Source organism: Frigoribacterium salinisoli (genome assembly GCF_054781095.1).
In genome coordinates this window covers 277,070-302,124 of record NZ_BAAGVB010000003.1, presented here as the reverse complement: position 1 = coordinate 302,124, position 25,055 = coordinate 277,070, and the positions used below count along the sequence as shown (strand labels likewise).

At 71.6% G+C, this 25,055-nt stretch carries 26 protein-coding genes; 22 read left to right on the top strand and 4 right to left on the bottom strand.

The genetic code is table 11. From position 1 onward, the window contains the following. Positions 1-9: 9 nt before the first annotated feature. The 4 genes from ACYVHQ_RS09445 to ACYVHQ_RS09430 all read right to left on the bottom strand — a co-directional run bounded on the left by ACYVHQ_RS09445 (position 10) and on the right by ACYVHQ_RS09430 (position 2,212). A complete protein-coding gene (locus tag ACYVHQ_RS09445) occupies positions 10-369 on the bottom strand; it encodes a hypothetical protein (RefSeq protein WP_460512375.1) in 360 nt (119 codons plus the stop codon). Between the two features lie 120 nt (positions 370-489). Then, a complete protein-coding gene (locus ACYVHQ_RS09440; protein WP_460512373.1) occupies positions 490-927 on the bottom strand; it encodes a roadblock/LC7 domain-containing protein in 438 nt (145 codons plus the stop codon). Then, positions 924-1,496 carry a GTP-binding protein gene (locus ACYVHQ_RS09435; RefSeq protein ID WP_460512371.1) on the bottom strand — a complete coding sequence of 191 codons (573 nt, stop codon included), beginning with the start codon at positions 1,494-1,496 and terminating at the stop codon, positions 924-926. The genes ACYVHQ_RS09440 and ACYVHQ_RS09435 overlap by 4 nt, the downstream gene beginning before the upstream one ends. Then, positions 1,496-2,212 carry a hypothetical protein gene (locus ACYVHQ_RS09430; protein WP_460512369.1) on the bottom strand — a complete coding sequence of 239 codons (717 nt, stop codon included), beginning with the start codon at positions 2,210-2,212 and terminating at the stop codon, positions 1,496-1,498. The genes ACYVHQ_RS09435 and ACYVHQ_RS09430 overlap by 1 nt, the downstream gene beginning before the upstream one ends. A 321-nt stretch (positions 2,213-2,533) precedes the next feature. Here ACYVHQ_RS09430 and ACYVHQ_RS09425 point away from each other — a divergent pair, with 321 nt between their 5' ends. From ACYVHQ_RS09425 to rplC, 22 genes are all read left to right on the top strand, one after another. Next, positions 2,534-4,198 (top strand): GspE/PulE family protein, encoded by a 1,665-nt coding sequence (locus ACYVHQ_RS09425; RefSeq protein WP_460512367.1) that lies wholly within the window; start codon positions 2,534-2,536, stop codon positions 4,196-4,198. Between the two features lie 64 nt (positions 4,199-4,262). Beyond that, positions 4,263-6,029, top strand: coding sequence for a type IV pilus twitching motility protein PilT (locus ACYVHQ_RS09420; protein WP_460512365.1), 1,767 nt, complete (start codon positions 4,263-4,265; stop codon positions 6,027-6,029). Then, positions 6,029-7,261: a type II secretion system F family protein gene (locus tag ACYVHQ_RS09415; protein WP_460512363.1), complete on the top strand. Its 1,233-nt coding sequence runs from the start codon at positions 6,029-6,031 to the stop codon at positions 7,259-7,261. The genes ACYVHQ_RS09420 and ACYVHQ_RS09415 overlap by 1 nt, the downstream gene beginning before the upstream one ends. A gap of 275 nt (positions 7,262-7,536) precedes the next feature. Continuing rightward, positions 7,537-8,013, top strand: coding sequence for a type II secretion system protein (locus ACYVHQ_RS09410; protein WP_460512361.1), 477 nt, complete (start codon positions 7,537-7,539; stop codon positions 8,011-8,013). A gap of 82 nt (positions 8,014-8,095) precedes the next feature. Beyond that, a complete protein-coding gene (locus ACYVHQ_RS09405) occupies positions 8,096-9,511 on the top strand; it encodes a prepilin-type N-terminal cleavage/methylation domain-containing protein (protein WP_460512359.1) in 1,416 nt (471 codons plus the stop codon). After that, positions 9,508-10,185, top strand: a complete 678-nt coding sequence (locus ACYVHQ_RS09400) for a PulJ/GspJ family protein (RefSeq protein ID WP_460512357.1) — start codon at positions 9,508-9,510, stop codon at positions 10,183-10,185. The genes ACYVHQ_RS09405 and ACYVHQ_RS09400 overlap by 4 nt, the downstream gene beginning before the upstream one ends. Beyond that, on the top strand, positions 10,185-12,038 hold the full coding sequence (locus tag ACYVHQ_RS09395; RefSeq protein WP_460512355.1) for a hypothetical protein: 1,854 nt from the start codon (positions 10,185-10,187) through the stop codon (positions 12,036-12,038). Before ACYVHQ_RS09400 ends, ACYVHQ_RS09395 begins: the two co-directional genes overlap by 1 nt. Further along, positions 12,035-12,877 (top strand): prepilin peptidase, encoded by an 843-nt coding sequence (locus tag ACYVHQ_RS09390; RefSeq protein ID WP_460512353.1) that lies wholly within the window; start codon positions 12,035-12,037, stop codon positions 12,875-12,877. The genes ACYVHQ_RS09395 and ACYVHQ_RS09390 overlap by 4 nt, the downstream gene beginning before the upstream one ends. Positions 12,878-12,908: 31 nt before the next feature. Next, a complete protein-coding gene (gene pilM, locus ACYVHQ_RS09385; RefSeq protein ID WP_460512351.1) occupies positions 12,909-13,958 on the top strand; it encodes a type IV pilus assembly protein PilM in 1,050 nt (349 codons plus the stop codon). Continuing rightward, positions 13,955-14,638 carry a hypothetical protein gene (locus ACYVHQ_RS09380; protein ID WP_460512349.1) on the top strand — a complete coding sequence of 228 codons (684 nt, stop codon included), beginning with the start codon at positions 13,955-13,957 and terminating at the stop codon, positions 14,636-14,638. The genes pilM and ACYVHQ_RS09380 overlap by 4 nt, the downstream gene beginning before the upstream one ends. Then, entirely contained in the window at positions 14,635-15,426 is a 792-nt protein-coding gene (locus tag ACYVHQ_RS09375; RefSeq protein ID WP_460512347.1) for a hypothetical protein, read from the top strand. The genes ACYVHQ_RS09380 and ACYVHQ_RS09375 overlap by 4 nt, the downstream gene beginning before the upstream one ends. A gap of 128 nt (positions 15,427-15,554) precedes the next feature. Beyond that, positions 15,555-16,043 (top strand): CBU_0592 family membrane protein, encoded by a 489-nt coding sequence (locus tag ACYVHQ_RS09370; RefSeq protein ID WP_460512346.1) that lies wholly within the window; start codon positions 15,555-15,557, stop codon positions 16,041-16,043. A 40-nt stretch (positions 16,044-16,083) separates the two neighbouring features. Next, on the top strand, positions 16,084-16,623 hold the full coding sequence (locus tag ACYVHQ_RS09365; RefSeq protein WP_460512344.1) for a DUF6121 family protein: 540 nt from the start codon (positions 16,084-16,086) through the stop codon (positions 16,621-16,623). Positions 16,624-16,904: 281 nt separating this feature from the next. Next, positions 16,905-17,279: a 30S ribosomal protein S12 gene (gene rpsL, locus ACYVHQ_RS09360; RefSeq protein WP_349937685.1), complete on the top strand. Its 375-nt coding sequence runs from the start codon at positions 16,905-16,907 to the stop codon at positions 17,277-17,279. After that, positions 17,279-17,749, top strand: a complete 471-nt coding sequence (rpsG, locus tag ACYVHQ_RS09355; RefSeq protein ID WP_460512341.1) for a 30S ribosomal protein S7 — start codon at positions 17,279-17,281, stop codon at positions 17,747-17,749. Before rpsL ends, rpsG begins: the two co-directional genes overlap by 1 nt. 86 nt (positions 17,750-17,835) lie before the next feature. After that, a complete protein-coding gene (gene fusA / locus ACYVHQ_RS09350; protein WP_460512340.1) occupies positions 17,836-19,950 on the top strand; it encodes an elongation factor G in 2,115 nt (704 codons plus the stop codon). A 129-nt stretch (positions 19,951-20,079) separates the two neighbouring features. Then, a complete protein-coding gene (gene tuf / locus ACYVHQ_RS09345; RefSeq protein WP_460512338.1) occupies positions 20,080-21,273 on the top strand; it encodes an elongation factor Tu in 1,194 nt (397 codons plus the stop codon). Positions 21,274-21,380: 107 nt separating this feature from the next. Continuing rightward, positions 21,381-21,593 carry an Rv0909 family putative TA system antitoxin gene (locus ACYVHQ_RS09340; RefSeq protein ID WP_460512336.1) on the top strand — a complete coding sequence of 71 codons (213 nt, stop codon included), beginning with the start codon at positions 21,381-21,383 and terminating at the stop codon, positions 21,591-21,593. Positions 21,594-21,758: 165 nt separating this feature from the next. Then, positions 21,759-22,733 carry a DNA topoisomerase IB gene (locus tag ACYVHQ_RS09335; protein ID WP_460512334.1) on the top strand — a complete coding sequence of 325 codons (975 nt, stop codon included), beginning with the start codon at positions 21,759-21,761 and terminating at the stop codon, positions 22,731-22,733. A gap of 85 nt (positions 22,734-22,818) precedes the next feature. Further along, entirely contained in the window at positions 22,819-23,625 is an 807-nt protein-coding gene (locus tag ACYVHQ_RS09330; RefSeq protein WP_460512332.1) for a DarT ssDNA thymidine ADP-ribosyltransferase family protein, read from the top strand. 457 nt (positions 23,626-24,082) lie between these two features. Further along, on the top strand, positions 24,083-24,391 hold the full coding sequence (gene rpsJ / locus ACYVHQ_RS09325; RefSeq protein ID WP_043593369.1) for a 30S ribosomal protein S10: 309 nt from the start codon (positions 24,083-24,085) through the stop codon (positions 24,389-24,391). A 10-nt stretch (positions 24,392-24,401) separates the two neighbouring features. Next, positions 24,402-25,055 carry a 50S ribosomal protein L3 gene (rplC, locus tag ACYVHQ_RS09320; protein WP_460512330.1) on the top strand — a complete coding sequence of 218 codons (654 nt, stop codon included), beginning with the start codon at positions 24,402-24,404 and terminating at the stop codon, positions 25,053-25,055.

Sequence of the window (25,055 nt, the reverse complement as noted above, 5' to 3'; positions counted from 1 at the left end):
GGGAGGGGCTCAGAAGGCGAGCACGCCCTCGACCTCCTTGGTCTTCATGCGCGCGAGGGCGAGGTTCGCCTTGGCGCGGTCGAGCACGAAGTAGATGAAGACGTCGCGGTTGCTCGCCAGGGGGCGGATGATGTGGATCTGCGACGACAGCGTGATGAGGATGTCCTCGATCGCGTCGCCGAGGCCGAGCGACTTGGCGGTCTTGAGCTTGGCGCGCACGACCTCGGTGTTGCCGGCGGCCGCCAGCTCGAGGTCGATGCCGCTGCCGGCGCCGCCGAGCAGCATGCCGCTGGCGCTGTCGACGACGGCCGCGGCCATCGATCCGTCGACGGTCAGGAGGGCGTCGAGCGATTCGTTGATGCTTGCCATGGTGGTGTGTCTCTCTGTGTCGGGTGGGGGCGGTCGGTGCGGCGCGGTGCGCCGTCGACCCACCGCGTCGCCGGCTCGGGTGCCGGGGCGGTCGGGCGGCCGGGCGGGGCCCGGTCGGGTTCAGGAGGCCGTGGCCGGGGAGGGCTCGGGCCGTGCGGTCGCCGCGTCGAGGGACGCGGCCATCTGCTGCGCGCAGCGACGGGCGACGGAGAGCGCCTTGCCGAGCGTCTCGTCGTCGGAGAAGAGCGCGCCGAGCACGATGGGCCGACCGGCGACGCGGAGCTGGACCACGTGCCCGCGCTCCGCGGCGATGACGACGTACTCGCTGCTGCCGAGGCGCACCTCACGGGCGACGGCCTCGCTGAGCGCCTGGATGGAGCTGGCCATGCCCGCGAAGCGGTTCGCGTCGGCGACGCCGTCGGGCTCGTGGACGATCTCGAAGCCGTCGTCGGTGAGGAAGGAGCCGTAGACGAAGGCCTTCGAGACGTCGGCCAGGTCGAGCAGGGCGCGACGGCCGAGCGCGACGACGGCCGGGTCGAGGTGGGGCGCGAGGGTCATCGGGCGACCCCGACCGGTCGGGCCGCCGCGAACGTCGAGCGCATCTCGAGGGTCGCGACGAGGGTCATGAGCACGGTGCGCATCTGGTCGTCCTTCCGGGGGTCGACCGTGAACACGGGGACCATCAGGTCGGGGCGGTGCTCCGCGAGCGCCGCGGCGTAGTCCGCGACCGTCGGCGTGGCCGAGAGGTCGGAACGGGTGGCGGCGACGACGACGCCGCCCCGGTCGCAGAGGTCGCGGAACTCGTCGAGGAACGCGAGCACGTCGCCGATGGGGTCGGCGGCGTCGTTGGGGACGAGCAGGACCAACCCCTCGGCACGTTCCTCGAGGATCTGCCACATGAAGTCGAAGCGTCGTTGGCCGGGGATCCCGTAGAGGCGGATCTTCTCGTCGTCGCCGACCGTGATCTCGCCGTAGTCGAGCGCGACGGTGGTCGTCGCCTTGTCGGCGGCGGCGCGGTCGGTGTTGTGCGCCTCGGTCCGCACGACGGCGGTCTCGCTGAGGGTCTCGATGGCGGTGGTCTTGCCGGCGCCCATGGGGCCGCCGAAGAGGACGACGTGCTCGGCCATCAGAGGCCGAGCCGGTCACGGAGCCGCCGGAACAGGCCGCCCCGGGGCGGCGCGGTCGTGGCGGTGGCGATCGGCGGCTCCTGCGCGGTCGCCGTGTCGGCGACGTCGGGCGTCTCGGAGCGCAGCAGGCGCATCAGGCTGAACGCGTTGACGAGGCGCCGGGCCTCGGCCGGGTCGGTGTCGCTCGCGTTGGCGAGCTCCTCGACCGGGAGGAACGTGTAGCCGAGCATGGCCGTCATGCGCATCTGGTCGGGCGTGTGGGGGAGCGTCGTGAGGTTGGGCCAGCGCACGAGGCGGTAGCGGTCGTGCCGCTGCAGCCACCAGGCCAGCTCGCCGAGGAACGAGTGGTTGCCCACGAGCCAGAGCAGGGCGTCGAGGTCGCTGCCGGGGGCGCGGGAGGCCTCCTGCGCCGGGTCCTTCGCGGTCGTCACGACCTCGACCTCGCGGGGGTCGGTGGGGAAGTCGGCGAGCGGGGTGTCCCACCAGTAGGCGTTCGCCTCGACGTCGATGGTGAGGGGCAGGTGGCCGGGCACCCGGACCGTGACGATCGACGGGGACGGCTGCTGCTGGAGCCGGTGCAGGGCCATGGCGACCCCGGTCCAGCCGAACGAGGGCACCGTGATGCCGCTGGTCGGGGCGTCGGAGGCGTGCCTCGCGGCGGCGGTGGCCGGGTGGTGGGGGCGGTCCAGCCCCGTGGTGGTCTCTGTGCCGTGCATGGCGTGGTGCTCCTCCTGGTCCGCGCGGACGCCGTCCGTGACTCCGGGCGACAGGTACCGCGTCGCCAGGCCGCGCGTCGTCCATCCCACCAGGGCCCCCGGGCGGGGACCATCCCCCGTTCTGGGTGACGGCGACCCCCGTTCGGGGCGGGGCCCGCGCCTCCTGTAGGCCGGCCGTGCGGCTGTGACGCCAAAGGGGGGCACCCTCACGGGGACCTGTCCGGGCGGTGCGTCGCGCCGTAGCGTGGCGTCGCCCGGATACCCGACCGGGCTCCCGCCGGTGCCCGACCATCCCGTGCGGACGCACCGGGAGGTGCCGCCATGGCTTCGATGACCGAGATCCTCATCATGAACGGCGTCCTGCCGATGGAGCACCTCGACCGCATGAGCCGTCGGGCCGGCGACGAGGAGACCTCGCTGCGCGAGCTCGTCGCGGAGGGCCTCGTCACCGAGGGGCAGGTCACCCGCGCCAGGGCCCAGGTGATCGGCGTGCCGTTCGTCGAGCTGCTCGACCACCCCGTCGACCGGCAGGCCGTGACGATGGTGCCCGCGGCCGTGTGCCGACGGCACAGCGTGCTGCCGATCGGGATCCGGGACGGGATCCTCCAGCTGGCGATGGTCGACCCCGGCGACGTGTTCGCCGTCGACGACGTGCGCGCGGGCCTCAAGATCGGCGTCGACCCCGTGCTCGCCGAGAAGGGCGACCTGCTCGCCGCGCTCGACCGGTACCTGCGCGCCGACGACGAGCTCAGCGACCTCACCTCGTCGCTCGAGGAGGAGAAGGCCCCCTCCGACGCGACCGACGTCACGGACGGCCCCGACGACGACGTCCCCATCGTGCGCTTCGTCAACCTGCTGGTGAGCCAGGCGATCACCGACCACGCCTCCGACATCCACATCGAGCCCGGCGAGCACGACGTGCGGATCCGCTACCGCATCGACGGCGTGCTGCACGAGATGCAGCCGGCGCCGAAGGCGATCCAGAACGGCGTGATCAGCCGACTGAAGATCATGAGCGAGATCGACATCGCGGAGCGCAGGAGGCCCCAGGACGGCCGGATGTCGGTGCGGCACGGCGGTCGCCAGATCGACCTCCGCGTGGCGACGCTGCCCACGGTGTGGGGCGAGAAGGTCGTCATGCGGATCCTCGACAACTCGAACACGTCGATGAGCCTGCGCGACCTGAACCTGCTCGAGCGCAACTTCGACGTCTACGCGGCCTCGTACTCGAAGCCGTACGGCATGATCCTCGTCACCGGGCCGACCGGTTCGGGCAAGTCGACGACGCTGTACACGACCCTGCACGCGGTCGCGCGGCCCGAGATCAACGTGATCACGGTCGAGGACCCGGTCGAGTACCGCATGCCCGGCATCAACCAGGTGCAGGTGAACCCCAAGGCGGGCCTGACCTTCGCGGGCGCGCTCCGCAGCATCCTGCGCTCGGACCCCGACGTGGTGCTGCTCGGCGAGATCCGCGACCACGAGACCGCGCAGATCGCCATCGAGGCGTCGCTCACCGGTCACCTGGTGCTGTCCACGCTGCACACGAACGACGCTCCGAGCGCGATCACGCGCCTCACCGAGATGGGCATCGAGCCGTTCCTCGTGGGCTCGGCCATCGACTGCGTCGTCGCCCAGCGCCTCGCCCGCAGGCTCTGCGACCGCTGCAAGGCGCCCACGTCGTACACGCCCCGTCAGCTCGAGCACCTGCGGTTCCCGGTGCGGCTCGACGAGCCGGCGCCGATCGTCTACCAGCCCGTCGGCTGCGCGCACTGCTCGAACACGGGCTACCGGGGCCGCATCGCGCTGCACGAGGTGATGAGCGTCTCGGAGGAGATCGAGCGCCTCGCCGTGGCTCGTGCCTCGAGCGCCGAGATCGCCCGCGTGGCGACCGAGCAGGGCATGGTCAGCCTCCGTCACGACGGGTGGGAGAAGGCCAAGCTCGGCCTCACCAGCGTCGAGGAGATCCTGCGGGTGGTCGTGTGAGCGCCCGCGCCGCGACCCGTCCGGCCGCACCGTCCGTCCGCACCGCCGCGCCAGGAGCGACCGCATGAGCGACACCGTCTTCGAGATCCCCGACGAGGTCGGGTCCGCAGCCGGCTGGACCCCCGGCACGCCGGGCAACGACCTCTCGACCGACACGCCCGCCACGTCGTGGGCGCTGCCCGTGCCGTCGGCCCCCGTGTCGCCGCACCGCGTCGAGGAGCCCCCGACCACCGTCTACAGCGTCGAGGCCGGGCAGGAGGCCGTGCTCGGCTGGACGCCCACCCCCGCGCCGACGAGCCGCCGCGCCGCCCGCCTCGCCAGCGCCCTGCAGGGCGGCGGGCGTCCCGCCCTCACGCCGTGGAACGACCCGCGGGTCACGGGCGAGACCGTGCCCTCGTCGTCGACCCCGGGGACCGCCACGGTCACGGCACCCACCGTCGTCGCCCCCGTCGCCACGACGCCCGCGACGGCGCAGGCCGCCCCGGCACCCGCCGCGTCGGGACCTGCCGCGCCGGGCCCGCTCCGGCCTCCTGCCGGCACCTCGTTCGCGGACACGGCCAGGGCGTTCGCCTCGGGCACGGTGCCCGTGTCGGCACCGACCTCGGGCCATCACCTCGCCGACGAGCCCGCACCGGCCGCGGTCGACGACGCCCGGTCGCGCATCGAGCTGCACGAGCACGCTCGCACCGTCGCCCACCGCGGTCTCGTCGAGGCCCTCTGCGAGGTCGTGCTCCAGGGCGGCTCCGACCTGCACGTGACGACCGACGCCGTGCCGACCCTGCGCGTCGACGGCGGGTTGCGACCCGCCGTGCGCGGGGCCGCGTGGGACGCCGCGACCGTCCGCTCGGCGCTGACGAGCCTGCTCACGCCCGAGCAGGCGGCGCAGTTCGACGAGGAGCTCGAGCTCGACTTCGCCTGGTCGCTGTCGGACGAGTCGCGGTTCCGCGTGAACGTCTACCAGCAGCGCGGCTCGATGGGGGCGGCGTTCCGCCTCATCCCCACCGAGATCCGGCCCCTGCACGAGCTCGGCGTGCCCGAGGTGGTCTCGCGCTTCGCGAAGCTGCCCCGTGGCCTCGTGCTCGTGACGGGCCCGACCGGCTCGGGCAAGTCGACGACGCTCGCCGCCCTCATCGACCTCGTCAACCGCACGCGCGCCGACCACGTCGTCACGGTCGAGGACCCGATCGAGTTCCTCCACCCGCACAAGAAGGCGATCGTCAACCAGCGCGAGGTGGGCCAGGACACCCACAGCTTCGCCGCGGCGCTCAAGCACGTGCTCCGCCAGGACCCGGACGTGATCCTCATCGGCGAGCTCCGCGACCTCGAGACCATCTCCGTGGCGCTCACCGCGGCCGAGACCGGCCACCTGGTGTTCGCGACCCTGCACACGCAGAGCGCCGCCCAGACCATCGACCGCGTCATCGACGTGTTCCCCCCGTACCAGCAGGACCAGGTGCGCACCCAGCTCGCCGCGACGCTGCAGGGCGTCATCTGCCAGACGCTCGTGCCGAGGGCAGGAGGCCGGGGCCGGGTCGTCGCCACCGAGATCATGATGATGACGCCCGCCATCGGCAACCTCGTGCGCGAGGGCAAGACGTACCAGATCCCCTCGGCCATGCAGGCGGGGCGCGATCTCGGCATGCACACCCTCGACCAGAAGCTGGCCGACCTCGTCAACACCGGCGTCGTCACGCACCGGGCCGCGATGGAGAAGGTGCACGACGCGGAGGGCTTCGACCGGCTCGTCACGCGCGTCATCAACTCGTCCGAGACGCAGGGGCTCGACGGCGGCATCGACTTCGGCGACGCGTTCTCGGGAGGGCACGACTGATGGCCACCGCGACCGCCTACACCTACAAGGGCCGCACCGCCGAGGGCAAGGTCGTCAAGGGCCGGGTCGACGCCTCGAGCGAGGGCGCCGTCGTCTCGCGACTGCGCACCATGGGCGTCTCGCCCATCACGATCGCCGAGGCCCGGGAGGGCACCGGCCTGCAGCGGGAGATCTCGTTCGGCGCCCTCGGCGGCGGGGGCGTCTCCCTCAAGGAGATCGCGGTCGTGTCGCGCCAGATGGCGACCATGATCGCCGCGGGCCTGTCGCTGCTGCGGACCCTCTCGATCATCGCCGACCAGGTCGAGAACAAGACGCTGGCGAAGGTCATGGCCGAGGTGCGCGACGACGTCGAGTCGGGCGTCTCGTTCTCGGACGCGGTCGGCCGGCACGACCAGCACTTCCCGCCGCTCATGGTCAACATGATCCGCGCCGGCGAGGTCGGCGGGTTCCTCGACCAGGCGCTCGAGTCGACGGCCGACACCTTCGAGAAGGAGGTCGCGCTCCGCTCCACCATCAAGTCGGCGATGACCTACCCGGTCGTCGTGCTCGTCATGTCGCTCGTCGCCGTCGTCGTCATGCTGACCTTCATCGTCCCGATCTTCCAGGACATGTTCACGAACCTCGGCGGCCAGCTGCCGTTGCCGACGATGCTGCTCGTGCACGCCTCCCGGGCGATGCCGTTCGTGCTGCCCGCGCTCGTCGTGGCCGGCGTCGCGTTCTCGATCTGGTGGCGCACGAACAAGAACTCGGTGAGGGTGCGCGCCGTGCTCGACCCGATCAAGCTCAAGCTGCCGGTGTTCGGCCCGCTGCTGCGCAAGATCGCCGTGGCCCGTTTCGCGCGCAACTTCTCGAACATGATCGGCGCGGGCGTGCCGATCCTCACGGCGCTGCGCATCGTGGGGGAGGTGTCGGGCAACTACGTGCTGCAGGAGGCCCTGGTCGAGGTCGCCGAGTCGGTGCGGCAGGGCGAGTCCATCGCCGGCCCCCTCACGGCCTCGGGCGTGTTCCCGCCCATGGTCACGCAGATGATCGCCGTCGGCGAGGACGCCGGCTCGCTCGAGCAGATGCTGCAGAAGGTCGCCGCGTTCTACGACCAGGAGGTCACCGCGACCACCGAGTCGCTGACCTCGCTCATCGAGCCTCTGCTCATCGCGTTCCTCGGCGTGGTCGTGGGCGGCATGATCGTCGCGCTCTACCTGCCGATCTTCCAGATCACGTCGCTCATCCAGTAGCGCGTCGAGAGCGCCACGACGGGGTCCGACCGGGAGGTCGGGCCCCGTCGTGGCGTGCGCCGCCCGCGCCTCCTGACGACGCGTCCCACGGCGATGCCTTCTACCCCTGATCTGGGGTTCCTTCCCGTTCGGGGGTGACCCGGACTGGGGCCGACCGACGCGTCGAAACCCCCCGTCCGCGGGATTCTGTGCATTTGCACCGACCAGGAGACTCGGAGCAGACGGGCGCGACCTGGCGCCTGAGACACCTCCCCCCGACCCCGAAACGGATCGCCATGTACTTCGCGCTCATGGGCAAGCTCTCCGCTCGCCGCCAGAACCTCACCGCCGACAAGGACAAGGGCTTCACGCTCATCGAGCTCCTCGTCGTCGTCATCATCATCGGCATCCTCGCCGCCATCGCGATCCCGGTGTACCTGGGCGTGCAGAACAACGCGAAGGACTCGGCCGTCCAGAGCGACATCACGAACCTGAAGACTGCAGTGATCAGCCTGCAGACGAACAGCGGCACGCTCCCCACGAAGTTCGGCCCTCTCAACGGTACGGCGGACGCGGCGACCTTCCCCGCGGTGGGCACGGCCACGACGGCTTGGGCTGATGCCGGCGCGACCATCGGCAAGAACACGAAGGCGCTCAGCTACGGCCCTTCGGCGACCGACAGCTTCTGCATCATCGGACAGAGCACCTCGGACAAGCTCTTCTACGCGACCGGCTCGAAGGGCGTCAGCACCACGCCCTGCACCATCTCCTAAGGCACGCGACCGCGCGGCAACAGCAATCCCTATTGCCGCGCGGTCTTCCGAGTTCTTTGACCTACCGGGAGGTGAACCCACCATGATCCGACGCCTCGCCGCCGTGCTCCGCCCCGCGGACCCGGCCGACCGCGACGCGGGCCTCAGCCTCGTCGAGGTGATCGTCGCGATGATGGTGTTCGCCGTCGTCTCGGTCGGGGTCGCCTACAGCATCACGAACTCCCTCGTGCTCACGCGCGAGAGCCGGGCCCGGGCCATCGCGACGAACCTCGCCGCTCAGGAGATCGACCTCCTGCGCAGCGTCGAGGACGTCTTCACGGTGACCTCGAAGTCGTGGAGCACCCAGGTGGGCGGCTTCACGTTCCACGTCGCGCGCACGGCCGCGTGGACCGACGCCGCGACGACGTCGACGGCGTGCGGCACGGGCGTCGCGGCCCGTCCCGGCGCCAGCACCGGCAGCCTGCAGTACAAGTCGGTGCGCGTCGCGGTCACCTACGACGGCATGCGGAAAGTCGCGGCCCCGATCACCTCGGCCACCGTGCTCGCGCCGAACGACCGCATCAACGACCCGGCCAAGGGCACCATCGTCGTCCAGGTGACGGGGGCGTCGGGGGCTGGCCGCGCGGGCGTGCCCGTCACCATCGGCACGGCGACGCCCGCGAACGGGGCCGTGAAGCCCGCCTCCCCGCCCGTGACCGACGCCACGGGCTGCAGCTACGCCCTGCGCGTGGAGCCCGGCAACTACACGGTCTCGATCGCCGCGCCAGGCCTGGTCACGCCGACCCAGGAGTCGTCGGCGTCGTCGAGCCCGGTCACCGTCGAGGCGGGCCGGACCGCGAGCGCCTCGTTCTCGTACGACACCGCGGTCTCCCTCAAGGCCGTCCCCGTGCAGGGGACGACCCCGCGACCGCTCCTGCCGACGAACCTCGACATCACCTTCCGCAACGTCACCCGCGGCGACACGGTCCTGCCGGCCTCGGCGGCCTCGCCCGCGACGCTCTTCCCGTTCTCGGGCGGCTACGCCGTCATGGCGGGGCGGCACATCGACCCGACCACCGAGGCGAACGTCACCCGGTCCTGCCTCTCCGTCGACCCCTCCGCCTGGACGACGCCCGCGGCCGACGGCGCCGTCGGCCGCGAGCTCATGCCGGTCGGGGGACTGCCCGGCGCGTCCGAGACCGTCGACGTGCCGATGGGCCTCGTCCAGCTCACGGGGCTGCGCGGCAGCACCGCCCTCGTGGCGGTGCAGCAGGACGGCCGGGCGAACGGCGACCCCGGCTGCGTGACGGGGCGGCAGTACACCTTCGAGGGCGTCACCGACGGCAAGGTGCTGGCCCTGCCCTACGGCACGTGGAAGTTCTACCGCGTCGCGAGCATCCTGGGGGTCCTCTCCCTCACGGACCAGGTCACGCCCCAGGCCGGCGCGGCCGTGACCCGCGGCGTCGTCGACGCCGCGCGGGGCACGGTCCTGCTCGACCCGAGGACGGTCGCGCCGTGAGCGCGCTCCGGACGCTCCTCGCGCGCGCCGCCCGTGCCCGGCGCGGTGACGACGGCATCAGCCTCGCCGAGCTCCTGGTCGCGATGATGGTCTTCGCGATCCTCATGGCGATCACCGGGGGCTTCATGGTCTCCGCGATGCGCGCGTCCACCCAGGCGCGGGCCATCGACGAGTCGACCCGCACCGCCACCAACGCCATGACGGCCATGACCCGCAACCTGCGCGCCGCGACCGACAACCCGGTCAAGGACGTCAACCTGCCCGCGCCCGCGTTCGAGACGCTGCTCGGCAGCGAGGTCGTCTTCTACGCCTACGTGAACCTCGCGTCGTCGGACGCCACGCCCGTCAAGGTGCGCTACTGGCTCGACGGGCGCTCGCTCAAGGAGTCCACCACGCAGAGCCGACGGACGGTCGCCGGCTTCTTCCTCTTCACCGGCACGACCACGACCCGCACGGTGGCGACCTCGGTGGTCACGGGCACGAACCTCTTCGCGCCCGTCGGCGCGACCGGGGCCGACCTGCCCCTCGCGACCCTCACCACCGAGGCGGCCCTGCGGCAGGTCGCCGCCGTGCGCGTCCGCGTGCAGGTCGGCGACTCCGCGACCTCCCCGACGGCGACCACCCTCGTCAACACCGTCGGCCTGCCCAACCTCGACCTCGCCCGGACCCTGTGATGACCCGACTCCGCACCGCGCGCCTCCTGGCCCGCACCCTCCGCCGCCTGCGTCGCGACGACGCCGAGCGCGGCATCGCGCTGGCCAGCGTCATCGGGCTCGGCATGGTGCTGCTCCTGCTCAGCGTGACCATGGTCGCGGTCGCCGTGAGCGGCAGCCAGAAGTCGCGCACGGACTCCGACTGGAACGCGGCCATCGCCGCGGCCTACGCCGGCGTCGAGGACTACAAGAGCAAGCTGGCGAACGACAACGCCTACAGCCAGTACGGTGCGCGCGTCACCTCGTTCAGCACCGGGAGCACCTTCCGCGGCACCGGCGGCAACCGTGCCTTCGGGGCCGGCCCCTCCGGCACGTGGCAGTCGGTCGGCGACGGCACCGACGCCGCCTACCGCTACGAGGTCGACAACTCCTCCTACACGTCCCGCGGCATGCTGCGCCTGCGCTCGACCGGTCGCGTCGGCGACACGACGCGCACCGTCGTCGCCGACCTCAAGCAGGACGGCTTCATCGACTACGTCTACTTCACCGACTACGAGATGAGCGACCCCGTCTTCTCGAGCTCGCAGTGCAAGGACGCCTACGAGTGGGCGGTGTCCTCGCGCCCCAACTGCACCTCGATCCAGTTCGCCAAGAACGACGTCATCGAGGGGCCCCTGCACACGAACGACACCATGGTCGTCTGCGGCGGCACGCAGTTCAAGGGCGTGACGACCACCGCGAGCACGCGGCCGAACCGCTACCTCGCGGCCTCCGGCGCGACCTGCACGGGCACGCCCGACTTCGGGGGAAAGCCCACGCCCGGGCCGGCCCCGCGCATCGAGATGCCCGAGACGAACGACAAGATGCGCCTCGAGGTCCGCTCCGACCTGGCGACCACGGTGCCGAACCCCGGCTGCCTCTACACGGGGCCGACGACCATCACGCTCCTCGCCGACGGCAGGATGACGGTCCGGTCGCCCTGGACGAAGAAGACGCAGACGACGGCTGACCCGACCAAGGGCAGCGCGCCCGCGCGCTGCGGCATCCCGGGCAGCGCCGTCGGTTCCCTGGGCGGCCCGGGCGGCCAGACCCTCGACGTCCCCGCGAACAACCTCGTCTTCGTGCAGAACGTCCCCGCGGTCAAGGGAGACGCGAACTACTCGGCCTCGACCCCCGAGGGGACCTCCTGCACCGGCGCGGACGGCGTCACGCCCGGCAACGGGGTGGGCTTCCCGGTGAAGGACGAGACCGGTGCGAGCTACAGCTGCACCGCGGGCGACGTCTTCGTGCAGGGCACGCTCAAGGGTGCCCTCACCATCGCGGCGTCCAACTACGTCTACGTCACGGGCGACGTGAAGTACGGCGACGTGTCGACCGACGTGCTCGGCCTCGTCGGCGAGAACGCCGTCATCGTGCACAACCCGGTGAAGACGGTCACGACGACGACCTACGTGCAGCAGCGCGAGACCTACTCCTGCAACGCGTGGTGGGGCTGGTCGACGACGTGCGAGCGCTGGGTGTCGGTCCCGCAGACCTCGTCCAGCCAGGCCCTCATCGACCGCAGCGCGAGCGACCGCGTGGTCCAGGCCGCGATCCTCAGCGTCCTGCACACGTTCACGGTGCAGAACTACAACCTCGACGGTGGCTACCCGAAGGGCACCCTGCGGGTCTTCGGCTCGATCTCGCAGAAGTACCGCGGCCCCGTCGCCACGACCGGGAGCACCGGGTACACGAAGGCCTACGTCTACGACGCGCGCCTGCGGTACACCGCGCCGCCGAAGTTCCTCTCGCCCGTCTCGACGACCTACGGCATCACCCACGTGGTCGAGAGCAAGACCGCGGTGGACGCCACCGGCAAGGAGATCGCGCCGTGACCGCCCTCGCCCCGTGGCTCGCCGCGGCCGTCCTCGCGGGCGGTGCGGGCCTCCTGATCGGGTCGTTCCTCAACGTCGTCGTGCACCGCGTCCCCGCGGGCGCGTCGATCGCGCGGCCGGCGAGCGCCTGCCCGAGCTGCCGCACCCCCCTCGCGGTGCGCGACAACGTGCCCGTGCTGAGCTGGCTCCTGCTGCGTGGTCGCTGCCGCTCCTGCGCGACGCCGATCTCGGTGCGCTACCCGCTCGTCGAGCTCGGCACCGCTGCCGCCTTCGTGGTCGTCGCGGCCGCGCGCTGGCCGTTCGGTGCCGTGCCGACCGAGGCCCTCCCGCTCGTCGCGGCGCTGCTGCAGCTGGTGGCGTTCCTCTGGCTGGCCGGGGCGAGCGTCGCCCTCGCGCTCATCGACCTCGAGCACCACCGCCTGCCCGACGCGATCGTGCTGCCCACGTACGCCGTCGGCGCGGTGCTGCTGGGGGCCTCGGCCCTGCTCGTCGGCGACGTCGGCGCGCTCGTGCGGGCCGGCGTCGGCGCCGTCGCGCTCTACGCCTTCTACCTCGTGCTCGCGCTCGTGAAGCCCGGCGCCATGGGCTACGGCGACGTCAAGCTCGCCGGCGCCCTCGGCCTGTACCTCGGCTGGCTCGGCTGGGGCGAGCTCGCCGTGGGCGCCTTCGCGGCGTTCCTGCTCGGCGGCGTCGTCTCGATCGTCCTGCTCGCGACCGGTCGCGTCCGACGCGGCGGCGGCATCCCCTTCGGCCCCTGGATGCTCGCGGGCACCTGGGTCGGCGTCCTCGTCGGCGGCACCGTCGCCCACGCCTACCTCTCCCTCCTCCAGCTCGCGTGAACCCGACCTCGCGCAGAAACGAGACACCCTGATGGCCAAGTCACTCGTCGGCGTCGACGTCGGCTCCCGATCGCTCCGTGCGGTCGAGGTCGCCGACGTCGACAAGCCGCGCCCCACGATCCTGCGCTGGGCGGAGGTGCCCCTCCCCGAGGGGTCCGCGAGCCGGGGCGAGGTCCTCGAGCCCCGCACCGTCGCGGCCTCGCTCAAGCAGCTCTGGAGCGCAGGAGGCTTCAAGAGCAAGCAGGTCGTGCTCGGCATGGGCAACCAGCGGGTCCTCGCCCGCGACCTCACCGTGCAGAAGGCCTCCCGCGAGCGCATCCGGGAGTCGCTGCCGTACCAGGTGCAGGACATGCTGCCGGTGCCGGTGGGCGACGCGCTGCTCGACTTCTACCCGTACGCCGAGGCGGAGGGCGACAACGGCCCCGTGCTGCACGGCCTCCTCATCGCCGCCGTCAAGGACGCGGTGCTCGGCAACGTCCGGGCCAGCGGCCTGGCCGGCCTGGCCACGAAGGGCGTCGACCTCATCCCGTTCGCGACCACGCGACTCCTGGTGGGCCGCCCCGGCCTCGCCGGCACGGTCGCGCTCATCGAGATCGGCCACAGCACCTCGTCGGTGGTCATCGTCACCGACGGGGCACCGCAGTTCGTGCGCATCATCCCCTCGGGCGGCGACGACATCACGCAGGCGCTCGTCGCCCGGCTCGAGGTGCCCGTCGAGCAGGCCGTCGCCGTGAAGCGCCAGCGCGGCCTCAGCACGCTCGTCACGACGGCGCAGGAGCAGGCCGCCTCGGCTGCGATCTTCGAGTCGGTCAACGACCTGCTCGGCAGCTTCCGCAACACCGTGCAGTACTTCGTGAACACGCGCCCCACCGAGCAGGTCGGCGAGATCGTGCTCACCGGGGGAGGGGCGCAGCTGCCCGGGCTGCCCGAGGCCCTCGCCGAGGTCACCCGGCTGCCGGTCACCACCGGCGACCCGTTCGCCACCGTCGGGCTGCACCGCAGCGTCGACGAGGTCGCCCTCCGCGCCCGCGCCGCCGACGTGACCGTCGCGCTCGGCCTCGCCCTGGGGAGCGCCGCGTGAGCCCGCTGACGAGACGGCCCAGGGCAGGGGCCAAGGCCGTCCAGGTCGCCGTCGGCGGCGTGCCCGTCGTCGACCTCCTGCCCCCGGAGGTCCGGGCCGAGCGGCGCGCGGGCGTCGCCGTCCGGCGCACCTGGATGGGCGTCGCCGCCGCCGCCGCGGTCGTCGCGATCGGGGTCGGCGCGGCCACCGCGTCGCAGATCACCGCCCAGGGCGACCTCGAGGCCGCCCAGGCCGAGACGCAGCAGCTGCTCGTGGAGCAGGGGCGGTACACGGAGGTGCGCGACGTGCAGGCCGACATCGACCGGCTGACCGCGGCGCAGGTGGTCGGCGGCTCGACCGAGATCGTCTGGCGCGACTTCCTCACCGACCTGCAGGGAACCCTGCCCGCAGGGGTCTCCGTCACCACCATCACGCTCGACCAGGCCTCGCCCGTCGAGGACTACGCGCAGGCCGACTCGCCGCTCCAGGGAGCCCGCGTCGGCACGCTGACCTTCACGGCCGAGAGCGCGACCCTGCCGAGCCTCCCCGAGTGGCTCGACGGCCTCGCCACCCTGCCAGGCTACACCGACGCCACGCCCGGCACGGTCTCGCTCGAGGAGGGCGTCTACGACGCCACCGTCACCATGCACATCGACCAGCGCGCCTTCTCGGGCCGGTACACGAAGGAGGACGCCTCGTGAGCGTCGACCGCCACCGCCTGCTGCTCATCGTCGCCGTGCTCGCGGGCGGCGCCGTGCTCGTGCTCGGGTTCCTCCTGGGCGTGCAGCCGCAGCTCGCGGCGGGCGCCGACGCGCGCGGCCAGCAGGAGTCCGTGGACGCCCAGAACGACGCGCTGCGGGCCGCCACGGCCGAGCTCCGCGCCGAGAGCGAGCGCCTGCCCGCGCTGCGCACGCAGCTGGCGGCCGCCGAGGCCTCCGTGCCCGCGGAGGCGGCCATGCCCACCCTCCTGCGCCAGATCGACGAGATGGCCACCGGGGCCAACGTCACCGTGTCCGGGTTCACGACGGCCGACGCGGTCTCCTACGAGGTCCCGGCCTCCGCGGCCGCCCCGGTCGCCGACCCCGGGGCCTCGACCGAGGGGACCGACGCGTCGGCCGAGGGCGCCGCCCCCACGGCGGACGGGACCGACGGGGCGGGGGCGGACGTGCCTCCTGCGGTCACCGACCCGCTCGTCACGGCCGCGACCTTCTCGACCATCGCCGTGACGGTCGACGTCGAGGGCTCCTACGCCCAGGCCCTCGAGTTCGTCGACCGGCTGCAGAAGGGGCCACGGCTGTTCCTCGTGACCACCATCACGAGCAGCGAGCCCGAGGAGGGCGCGGTCGAGGGCGCCGGCCAGACCTGGACCGTCGGCGGCCTCGTCTACGTCATGCGGGACGGCACGGGCACCATCGCGGCGCCCGACGCCGCGACGCCCGCCCAGGCCGAGTCGGCCGACGGCACCGCCGACACGGCGGCCGGTCGCTGACGACCCGCCCACGACGGCGCCCGACGGGCCCGCGGACCCCTCCCACTGGGGTCCGCGGGCCCGTTCCGTCGCGGCCGGGGGAGTCCTTATCATGGTGCCGTCCCCGAGCGACGAGAGGAGTGCTGCACGTGGTCATCGAGGTCCTGGGCTGGATCGGCGCGGTCGTCATCCTGGCCGGCTACGCCCTCTTCTCCCTGGGGCGCCTCCGAGACGGGCTCGCCTACCAGGGCGTCAACCTCGTCGGCAGCGCGCTCATCGCCGTCAACGTGGCCGCGCACGGCGCGGTCGCCTCCGCCGTGGTCAACACCATCTGGGCGTCCATCGCGATCGGGGTCATCACCCGCACGCTCCTCCTCCGTCGGGCCGCCGGCCGTCGGGCCGGAGCCGCGGCTGAGGCCGTCGCCGCACCGCTCGTCGCCGCCCCGCTCGTCGGGCCCGCGCCGGCGCCCGAGCCCGAGCCCGCCCCCGCGACGGCGCCCGTGCCGCTGACCGACTCGGTCGCCGTCATCACCGGAGCCATCGCGATCATCGCGCTCGCCGCCTCGCAGCAGCACGCCGACACCCAGCAGTCCGACGCCGAGCGCGTGGATGCGCACGAGGCGGCCGCCGCCTCCTGACCCGCCGCGGCGGACGGTCGGTGCGGCGTAGCCTCGGAGCATGAACCGCGCCGTGCTCGCCCTCTTCGGCACGGTCCTCTACGTCGCGACGGTGATCACGGCGTCCGCGTTCGAGAGCCTCCTGCTCGACCGCGACGTCGTCGCCGAGCGCGACGCGGGCACGCTGCTCGGCCCCGGCATGGTCGTCGCCGCCGGTCTCGTCGTGCTGCTCACCCTCTTCCGTGCGGCGGCGCTGGCCGACGCGGCCGACGGCAGGGCGCCGGAGGTCCGCGGCACCTTCCCCGCGCAGCCGGCCTCCGCCGTCCGCGCGCGCCGCACCGACGACGACGCGCCCCCGCCCGACGGGCGCGCACCCCGCCTCGTGGCGGCCGCGCTCACCGCCGCCGTGCTGGTGTGGTCCGCGATGCTCGTCGTGGGCGCCGCGGGCTACGGCGCCACCCGGGGCGACGCGGCCTCGGCCCTGCTCTTCGCGGAGCGGTACGCGGTCTCACCGTTCGTGCTCGGGGCGGCCGTCCTGGCCGCCCTCGTCGTGGCGGGCACCCTGGTGATCGGCCGCACGCGCGACGGCCGTTCGCCCTGAGCGTCGGGGCGCAGCCGCCGACGGTTGCTCGTGGGCCTGGGGGCAGATATGCTCGAGCGGGTGTGCGCCTTACGGCGCGCCCGAGACATCGGTCCCGGCCCAGGCCGAGGGACGATCTGATCCGCTCCTCGTGACGACCTCGCGGTCGTCGCTCCACGCCACCGTCCCGCAGCTGCGGGCAGGGGGTCGTGCAGGGGGCGAGGACGCCGACCGGTCCGGTCGGACAGAGACAAGCCTCGACGAGCCCCGGCTCACGCGAGCAGAGCGAACAAGGAGCACCAGTGCCCACCATCCAGCAGCTGGTCCGCAAGGGTCGCACGCCCAAGGTCGTCAAGACCAAGGCGCCGGCCCTGAAGGCCAACCCCCAGCAGCGCGGCGTCTGCACGCGCGTCTACACCACCACGCCCAAGAAGCCGAACTCCGCGCTCCGCAAGGTCGCCCGCGTGAAGCTCTCCAACGGCACCGAGGTCACCGCCTACATCCCCGGCGAGGGCCACAACCTCCAGGAGCACTCGATGGTGCTCGTCCGTGGTGGCCGTGTGAAGGACCTCCCCGGCGTCCGCTACAAGATCGTCCGTGGCGCCCTCGACACGCAGGCCGTCAAGAACCGCAAGCAGGCCCGTAGCCGCTACGGCGCGAAGGCAGGTCAGAAGTAATGCCCCGTAAAGGTCCCGCACCCAAGCGTCCCGTCGTCGCCGACCCGGTCTACGGCGCCCCGATCGTCAGCCAGCTGGTCAACAAGATCCTGCTCGACGGCAAGAAGGGCCTCGCCGAGCGCATCGTCTACGGTGCCCTCGCCGGAGTCTCCGCGAAGAACCAGCAGGACGCCGTCGTCACCCTGAAGAAGGCGCTCGACAACGTCCGTCCGACCCTCGAGGTGCGTTCGCGCCGCGTCGGTGGTTCGACCTACCAGGTCCCCGTCGAGGTGAAGCCCCACCGCGCGAACACGCTCGCGCTGCGCTGGCTGACCTCGTACGCCAAGGCCCGTCGCGAGAAGACGATGACCGAGCGTCTCATGAACGAGATCCTCGACGCCTCGAACGGCCTCGGTGCCGCGGTCAAGCGCCGCGAGGACACCCACAAGATGGCCGAGTCGAACAAGGCCTTCGCGCACTACCGCTGGTAACACGCCGCCGGGGGCGCGGCGTGCGCACGACGTGCGCCGCGCCTCCCCGGCTCCCACCACTCCCCACCTACCCTTCGGAGGAACCCGTGGCACAGGACGTGCTCACCGACCTGAACAAGGTCCGCAACATCGGCATCATGGCGCACATCGATGCCGGCAAGACCACCACCACCGAGCGCATCCTGTTCTACACGGGCATCACCCACAAGATCGGTGAGGTCCACGACGGTGCGGCCACGATGGACTGGATGGCGCAGGAGCAGGAGCGCGGCATCACGATCACGTCGGCCGCGACGACCTGCTTCTGGAACAAGAACCAGATCAACATCATCGACACCCCCGGCCACGTCGACTTCACGGTCGAGGTCGAGCGCTCGCTCCGCGTCCTCGACGGTGCGGTCGCCGTGTTCGACGGCAAGGAGGGCGTCGAGCCCCAGTCCGAGACGGTGTGGCGCCAGGCCGACAAGTACGACGTGCCCCGCATCTGCTTCGTCAACAAGATGGACAAGCTGGGCGCCGACTTCTACTTCACGGTCGACACCATCATCAACCGCCTCGGCGCCGAGCCCCTCGTGCTGCAGCTCCCGATCGGTGCGGAGTCCTCCTTCGAGGGCGTCGTCGACCTGGTCGAGATGCGCGCGCTGACCTGGCGCGGCGACTCCAAGGGTGACGTCAAGATGGGCGCCGAGTACGAGGTCGAGGAGATCCCCGCCGACCTCAAGGAGCGTGCCGACGAGTACCGCGCCAAGCTGCTCGAGCGCGTCGCCGAGAGCGACGACGCCCTGCTCGAGAAGTACTTCGGCGGCGAAGAGCTGACCACGGTCGAGATCAAGGCCGCCATCCGCAAGATGACGGTCAACAGCGAGCTCTACCCCGTGCTGTGCGGCTCGGCCTTCAAGAACCGCGGCGTGCAGCCCATGCTCGACGCGGTCATCGACTACCTCCCCTCGCCCCTCGACGTGCCCCCCATGGAGGGCCACGACGTGCGCGACGAGGAGAAGGTCATCATCCGCAAGCCCGAGTCGTCGGAGCCCTTCTCGGCCCTGGCGTTCAAGGTCGCGGTGCACCCCTTCTTCGGCCGCCTCACGTACGTCCGCGTCTACTCGGGCAGCATCGAGTCGGGTGCCCAGGTCATCAACTCGACCAAGGGCAAGAAGGAGCGCATCGGCAAGATCTTCCAGATGCACTCCAACAAGGAGAACCCGGTCGACAACGTCACGGCGGGCCACATCTACGCCGTGATCGGCCTCAAGGACACCACGACCGGCGACACGCTCTGCGACCCGTCGGACCAGATCGTCCTCGAGTCCATGACCTTCCCCGAGCCCGTCATCGAGGTCGCCATCGAGCCGAAGACCAAGGCCGACCAGGAGAAGCTCTCGCTGGCCATCCAGAAGCTCGCCGAAGAGGACCCGACGTTCCGCGTCGAGCTCAACGCCGAGACCGGTCAGACGGTCATCAAGGGCATGGGCGAGCTGCACCTCGACATCCTCGTCGACCGCATGAAGCGCGAGTTCAACGTCGAGGCCAACGTCGGCAAGCCGCAGGTGGCGTACCGCGAGACGCTCCGCAAGACCGTCGAGCGCTACGACTACACGCACAAGAAGCAGACCGGTGGCTCCGGCCAGTTCGCGAAGGTCCAGATCGCCCTCGCGCCCTTCGAGGTCACGGCCGACACGACCTACGAGTTCGAGAACAAGGTCACGGGTGGCCGCGTCCCGCGCGAGTACATCCCCTCGGTCGACGCCGGCATCCAGGACGCCATGCAGGTCGGCATCCTCGCGGGCTACCCGACGGTGGGCGTCCGTGCGACGCTCCTCGACGGTGCGGCCCACGACGTCGACTCGTCCGAGATGGCGTTCAAGATCGCCGGCTCGATGGCCTACAAGGAGGCCGCTCGCAAGGCGAGCCCCGTTCTCCTCGAGCCGCTCATGGCGGTCGAGGTCCGTACGCCCGAGGAGTACATGGGCGACGTCATCGGCGACCTGAGCTCGCGTCGCGGGCAGATCTCGTCGATGGAAGACGCCAGTGGTGTGAAGGTCGTTCGGGCCAGCGTGCCGCTGTCGGAGATGTTCGGTTACGTCGGTGACCTCCGGTCGAAGACCTCGGGGCGTGCCGTCTACTCGATGACGTTCGAGTCGTACGCGGAGGTCCCCACGGCTGTCGCCGAGGAGATCATCCAGAAGAACAAGGGCGAATAGCCCTGACTGCGTGGTCGATCCACGACCGCGTAGCATGTACACACACCAATCCGCACCGCGCCCGGTGGGCCGGGTCCTCGACCCGGCCCACCGGCCCGGGGTGCACTCGAGTCCTGAGGAGGACCCACAGTGGCTAAGGCCAAGTTCGAGCGGACCAAGCCGCACGTCAACATCGGAACCATCGGTCACGTCGACCACGGCAAGACCACGCTGACCGCGGCGATCACCAAGGTCCTGCACGACAAGTACCCGAACCTCAACGAGGCGTCGGCCTTCGACCAGATCGACAACGCGCCCGAAGAGAAGCAGCGCGGCATCACGATCAACATCTCGCACGTCGAGTACCAGACCGAGAAGCGCCACTACGCGCACGTCGACGCTCCTGGTCACGCCGACTACATCAAGAACATGATCACCGGTGCCGCCCAGATGGACGGCGCGATCCTCGTGGTCGCCGCCACCGACGGCCCGATGCCCCAGACGCGTGAGCACGTCCTGCTCGCCCGCCAGGTCGGCGTGCCCTACATCGTCGTGGCCCTCAACAAGTCCGACATGGTCGACGACGAGGAGATCCTCGAGCTCGTCGAGATCGAGGTGCGCGAGCTCCTCAGCAGCCAGGACTTCGACGGCGACAACGCGCCCGTCGTCCAGGTCTCCGCGCTCAAGGCCCTCGAGGGCGACGAGAAGTGGGCCGCCACGGTCGCCGACCTCATGGACCAGGTCGACGAGAACGTCCCCGAGCCCGTCCGTGCCACGGACCAGCCCTTCCTCATGCCCGTCGAGGACGTCTTCACGATCACCGGTCGTGGAACCGTCATCACCGGTCGTGTCGAGCGCGGCATCCTGAAGCCGAACGACGAGGTCGAGATCGTCGGCATCAAGGAGAAGTCGTCGAAGACGACCGTCACCGCCATCGAGATGTTCCGCAAGACGCTCGAGGACGCCCGTGCCGGTGAGAACGTCGGCCTGCTGCTCCGCGGCACCAAGCGCGAGGACGTCGAGCGCGGCCAGGTCGTGGTCAAGCCCGGCTCGATCACTCCCCACACCGAGTTCGAGGGCAACGTCTACATCCTGTCCAAGGACGAGGGCGGCCGTCACAACCCGTTCTACGCGAACTACCGTCCGCAGTTCTACTTCCGCACCACGGACGTCACCGGCGTCATCACGCTGCCCGAGGGCACCGAGATGGTCATGCCCGGCGACACGACGGAGATCGCGGTCCAGCTGATCCAGCCGATCGCCATGGAAGAGGGCCTGCGCTTCGCCATCCGCGAGGGTGGCCGCACGGTCGGTGCCGGCACCGTCACCAAGATCGTCAAGTAACACCTGATCGATCACGAAGAGGCCAGTCCCCACGGGGGCTGGCCTCTTCGGCGTCCGCGGGGGCAGCATGGACGGGCCGGACCGTCCGGCGCACCCGAGAGGACGACATGGCAGGCAGCGACGACATCATGAAGAAGGCCCAGCGGTTCCTGGCGGACGGCAGGGTCCAGGACGCCCTGAAGAGCGAGAAGTCCGAGGGCGCGAGCGACGCCGTGCTCGACGCCGTGAGCCGGGCCGCCGACAAGGCGACCGGCGGCGCCCACTCCGACAAGATCCGTCAGGCCCGCGACGCCGCCGACCGCAAGCTCGGCGACCGCTGACCGCTGAAGGCTGACCGCCGACCGCCGACCGCTGAGCGGCGGCTGCCGGGTCCCCGTGCCGAGCGCGCTCCGTCGTCGACGCGACGGGGCGCGCCCGTGGCGGGCGGGCCTCCTGCGCTGTACCCCGGCAGGGCGTGCGGAGGCGGACCGCGGTTGAGTGGACGGATGCCCCGCCTCCGACGCACGGACTCCACCCGGCCCGGCCTGACCCGGGTCAGGGCCGGCACGGGGTTCACCTACCGCGACGCCGGCGGCACGACCGTGACCGACACCGAGCTGCGCGAGCGGATCGAGCACCTCGGGATCCCACCGGCCTGGACCGACGTCTGGATCGCGCCCTACGCCAACGGCCACATCCAGGCCACCGGCGTCGACGGGGCCGGTCGTCGTCAGTACATCTACCACCCGACCTGGCGTGAGCAGAAGGACCGCATCAAGTTCGACCGTGCCCTGGCGCTGGCCGAGCAGCTGCCGGCCGCCCGGCGGATGGTGACCCGCGACCTGCGGCTGCCCGAGCCGACCAAGGACCGCGCCCTGGCGACGGCCTTCAGGATGCTCGACACCGGCTCGTTGCGCGTGGGCAGCGAGCGCTACGCGGACGAGCACGGCAGCCACGGGCTCTCGACCCTGCTGTGCTCCCACGCGAAGGTGTCGGGCGACGTCGTGAAGCTGGCCTTCCCCGGCAAGAGCGGGCAGGACTGGGACAGCGAGATCCGGGACGCCGACCTGGCGAGCGTCGTCACGGGCCTCAAGCGTCGCGGTGGTCGGTCCCGGCTGCTCGCCTGGCGACCGGAGGCCGGGGCGTCCTGGCGCCCGCTGCACGCGGCCGAGATCAACGAGTACGTCAAGCTGCGCGCCGGGGACGAGTTCACGGCGAAGGACTTCCGCACCCTGCACGGGACGGTGGCGGCGGCGGTGAGCCTGGCGCGGACGGGGCCGATGCCGCAGGCGTCGAAGCGCAAGCGCGCCGTCTCGCAGGCTGTCAAGGCCGCGTCGGAGGTCCTCGGCAACACGCCCACCGTGGCGCGGCAGTCCTATGTCGACCCCCGCCTCCTGGACGCCTACGAGCACGGCGAGACGATCGACCCCGCGCGCCTGGCGTCGGCGGAGACCGAGGTGCGCGTGCTGCTGTTCCGCTGAGGCGGACGGCACCGGGGGAGCGGTGCAGCGTGACGTAAGCTGGATGATCGTGCCGTCCGAGCTCGGCACACGAGGAGCAACACGCGTGATCGATGAGTGCATCCACGGACTCGACGTCCAGGCCTGCGACGTCTGCCGGCCCCGGCTGCGCCCCGAGGCGCCCGAGGGCGTGACCGCCCCCGTCGCGCGCCGCACGGCCGCCAGCCCTGCCGTCCGACGCAACCCGGCCCGCCGCGCCCCCTCGCTGCGCGGCCCCGCGCCCTCGAGCCCCACGGGCACGACCGCCTCGGTGCCCGTCCTCTCGGCGCTCCGTGGCCACCACTGGACCCACGTGCGCAACCTCGACGCGATCCTCGCCGACGGAGCCCTGCGCGCCGGTGCCTCGCCCGAGCTCGACGTCAGCTCCGAGCCGACGCGCGCCCGCCGGGCGGCCGCCGTGGTCGCCGGGCGTCCCGTGTCCGAGCAGGTCCCGTTCGCGCTCTCGCCCCTCTCGAGCACCTGGGCCTCGCTGCGTGCCGGAGCGATCGACGGGCGCTGGTCCGCCGAGGCCCGTGCCGCGCGCGCGACCGACTTCGTCGTGTTCGTCGTCCCCGTGCCGGCCCTCGGCGGCGACTTCACGGTCACCGACCGTGACGCGGGCGACCCCGAGGCGCGCGTGGGGGAGGGGCGTGACGACGCCGCGGCCCTCGTGCGCCGTGCCTCGTTGACCGACCCCGACCTCCTGGACGCCGAGCTCCTCGTGCCCGAGCGCGTCGACCTCTCCGCGGTCACCCTGGTGGGCGTCGCGAACGAGAGCGTCCGCGACCAGATCAAGCAGGCCCTCGCCGACGCGGGCGGGCCGCGTCCGCGCGTGGCCGTCTACCCGCCCTGGTTCCGCCCACAGGAGGCCTAGGCAGGGCGCCCGCAGGAGGCCAGGGCAGGGCTCGCGCAGGTCCCTCGACCCGGGCGGTGCCGGACCCCAGGAGGCCGGCTCGAGCCCGCCGGGAACGCGCGACACGCCCGGGTTGCAGCAATTGCGCGAGCGTGGCAGAATCATGTGGTTCAACATTTCGGGCTGCGTCAGGTGCGCAGGCCCGGATCACTGCCAGGTAGTGCATAGACGCGAGACGTCTAGGCCGCGGGTAGCAGGACACCTCTCACACGAGCACGACCCCTGGGCCCAGCCCGGGCCGGTGCGAGACATGCCCTCCCCGGGGCTGCCTCGCGGCCTCGAGCCGGATCACCGACGTGCCGTGCGAGCAGCAAGAGAACAGCGGTACGCGAGAGACACGTAGTGCCAGATGTTCGCCCAGCGAACAGCGTCAGGCGGCCCATGAGGTGCGCGACGTCCGAACGAGAGAGAGTCACACATGGCGGGACAGAAGATCCGCATCCGACTTAAGTCGTACGACCACGAGGTCATCGACACCTCCGCGCGCAAGATCGTCGACACGGTCACCCGCGCGGGCGCTACGGTGGTCGGCCCCGTGCCGCTGCCGACGGAGAAGAACGTGGTCGTCGTGATCCGTTCTCCCCACAAGTACAAGGACTCGCGCGAGCACTTCGAGAAGCGCACGCACAAGCGCCTCATCGACATCGTCGACCCGACGCCGAAGGCCGTCGACTCGCTCATGCGACTCGACCTGCCCGCCGACGTCAACATCGAGATCAAGCTGTAAGGGGGCCACCGTGACTGTCACCACCAAGAACGTCAAGGGCCTGCTCGGCAAGAAGCTCGGCATGACCCAGGTCTGGGACGAGAACAACAAGCTCGTCCCCGTCACCGTCGTCGAGATCGCTCCGAACGTCGTGACCCAGCTCCGCAGCGTCGAGAAGGACGGCTACACGGCCGTGCAGATCGCCGCCGGCCAGATCGACCCCCGCAAGGCGAACAAGCCCGCCACGGGCCACTTCGACGCCGCGGGCGTCACGCCCCGTCGCCACCTCACCGAGGTCCGCACCGCCGACGCCGCCGAGTACGCGCTCGGCCAGGAGCTCACGGTCGACACCTTCGAGGCCGGCCAGAAGGTCGACGTCGTCGGCACCTCCAAGGGCAAGGGCTTCGCCGGCGTCATGAAGCGCCACAACTTCAAGGGCGTCAGCGCCTCGCACGGTGCGCACCGCAACCACCGCAAGCCCGGCTCGATCGGTGCTTCGTCGACCCCCAGCCGTGTCTTCAAGGGCATGCGCATGGCCGGTCGCATGGGTGGGGACCGCGTCACCATCCTCAACCTCACGGTGCACGCCGTCGACGCCGAGAAGGGTCTGCTGCTCGTCAAGGGCGCCGTCCCCGGTGCCCGCGGCCGCATCGTCTTCGTCCGCACCGCCGTGAAGGGGAAGTAG

Excerpts from the sequence above, each read along its gene's own strand:
- ACYVHQ_RS09445 (WP_460512375.1), bottom strand. The coding sequence starts at position 369 with ATGGCAAGCATCAACGAATCGCTCGACGCCCTCCTGACCGTCGACGGA.
- ACYVHQ_RS09440 (WP_460512373.1), bottom strand. The coding sequence starts at position 927 with ATGACCCTCGCGCCCCACCTCGACCCGGCCGTCGTCGCGCTCGGCCGT.
- ACYVHQ_RS09435 (WP_460512371.1), bottom strand. The coding sequence starts at position 1,496 with ATGGCCGAGCACGTCGTCCTCTTCGGCGGCCCCATGGGCGCCGGCAAG.
- ACYVHQ_RS09430 (WP_460512369.1), bottom strand. The coding sequence starts at position 2,212 with ATGCACGGCACAGAGACCACCACGGGGCTGGACCGCCCCCACCACCCG.
- ACYVHQ_RS09425 (WP_460512367.1), top strand. The coding sequence starts at position 2,534 with ATGGCTTCGATGACCGAGATCCTCATCATGAACGGCGTCCTGCCGATG.
- ACYVHQ_RS09420 (WP_460512365.1), top strand. The coding sequence starts at position 4,263 with ATGAGCGACACCGTCTTCGAGATCCCCGACGAGGTCGGGTCCGCAGCC.
- ACYVHQ_RS09415 (WP_460512363.1), top strand. The coding sequence starts at position 6,029 with ATGGCCACCGCGACCGCCTACACCTACAAGGGCCGCACCGCCGAGGGC.
- ACYVHQ_RS09410 (WP_460512361.1), top strand. The coding sequence starts at position 7,537 with ATGTACTTCGCGCTCATGGGCAAGCTCTCCGCTCGCCGCCAGAACCTC.
- ACYVHQ_RS09405 (WP_460512359.1), top strand. The coding sequence starts at position 8,096 with ATGATCCGACGCCTCGCCGCCGTGCTCCGCCCCGCGGACCCGGCCGAC.
- ACYVHQ_RS09395 (WP_460512355.1), top strand. The coding sequence starts at position 10,185 with ATGACCCGACTCCGCACCGCGCGCCTCCTGGCCCGCACCCTCCGCCGC.
- pilM (WP_460512351.1), top strand. The coding sequence starts at position 12,909 with ATGGCCAAGTCACTCGTCGGCGTCGACGTCGGCTCCCGATCGCTCCGT.
- ACYVHQ_RS09365 (WP_460512344.1), top strand. The coding sequence starts at position 16,084 with ATGAACCGCGCCGTGCTCGCCCTCTTCGGCACGGTCCTCTACGTCGCG.
- rpsG (WP_460512341.1), top strand. The coding sequence starts at position 17,279 with ATGCCCCGTAAAGGTCCCGCACCCAAGCGTCCCGTCGTCGCCGACCCG.
- ACYVHQ_RS09340 (WP_460512336.1), top strand. The coding sequence starts at position 21,381 with ATGGCAGGCAGCGACGACATCATGAAGAAGGCCCAGCGGTTCCTGGCG.
- ACYVHQ_RS09335 (WP_460512334.1), top strand. The coding sequence starts at position 21,759 with ATGCCCCGCCTCCGACGCACGGACTCCACCCGGCCCGGCCTGACCCGG.
- rpsJ (WP_043593369.1), top strand. The coding sequence starts at position 24,083 with ATGGCGGGACAGAAGATCCGCATCCGACTTAAGTCGTACGACCACGAG.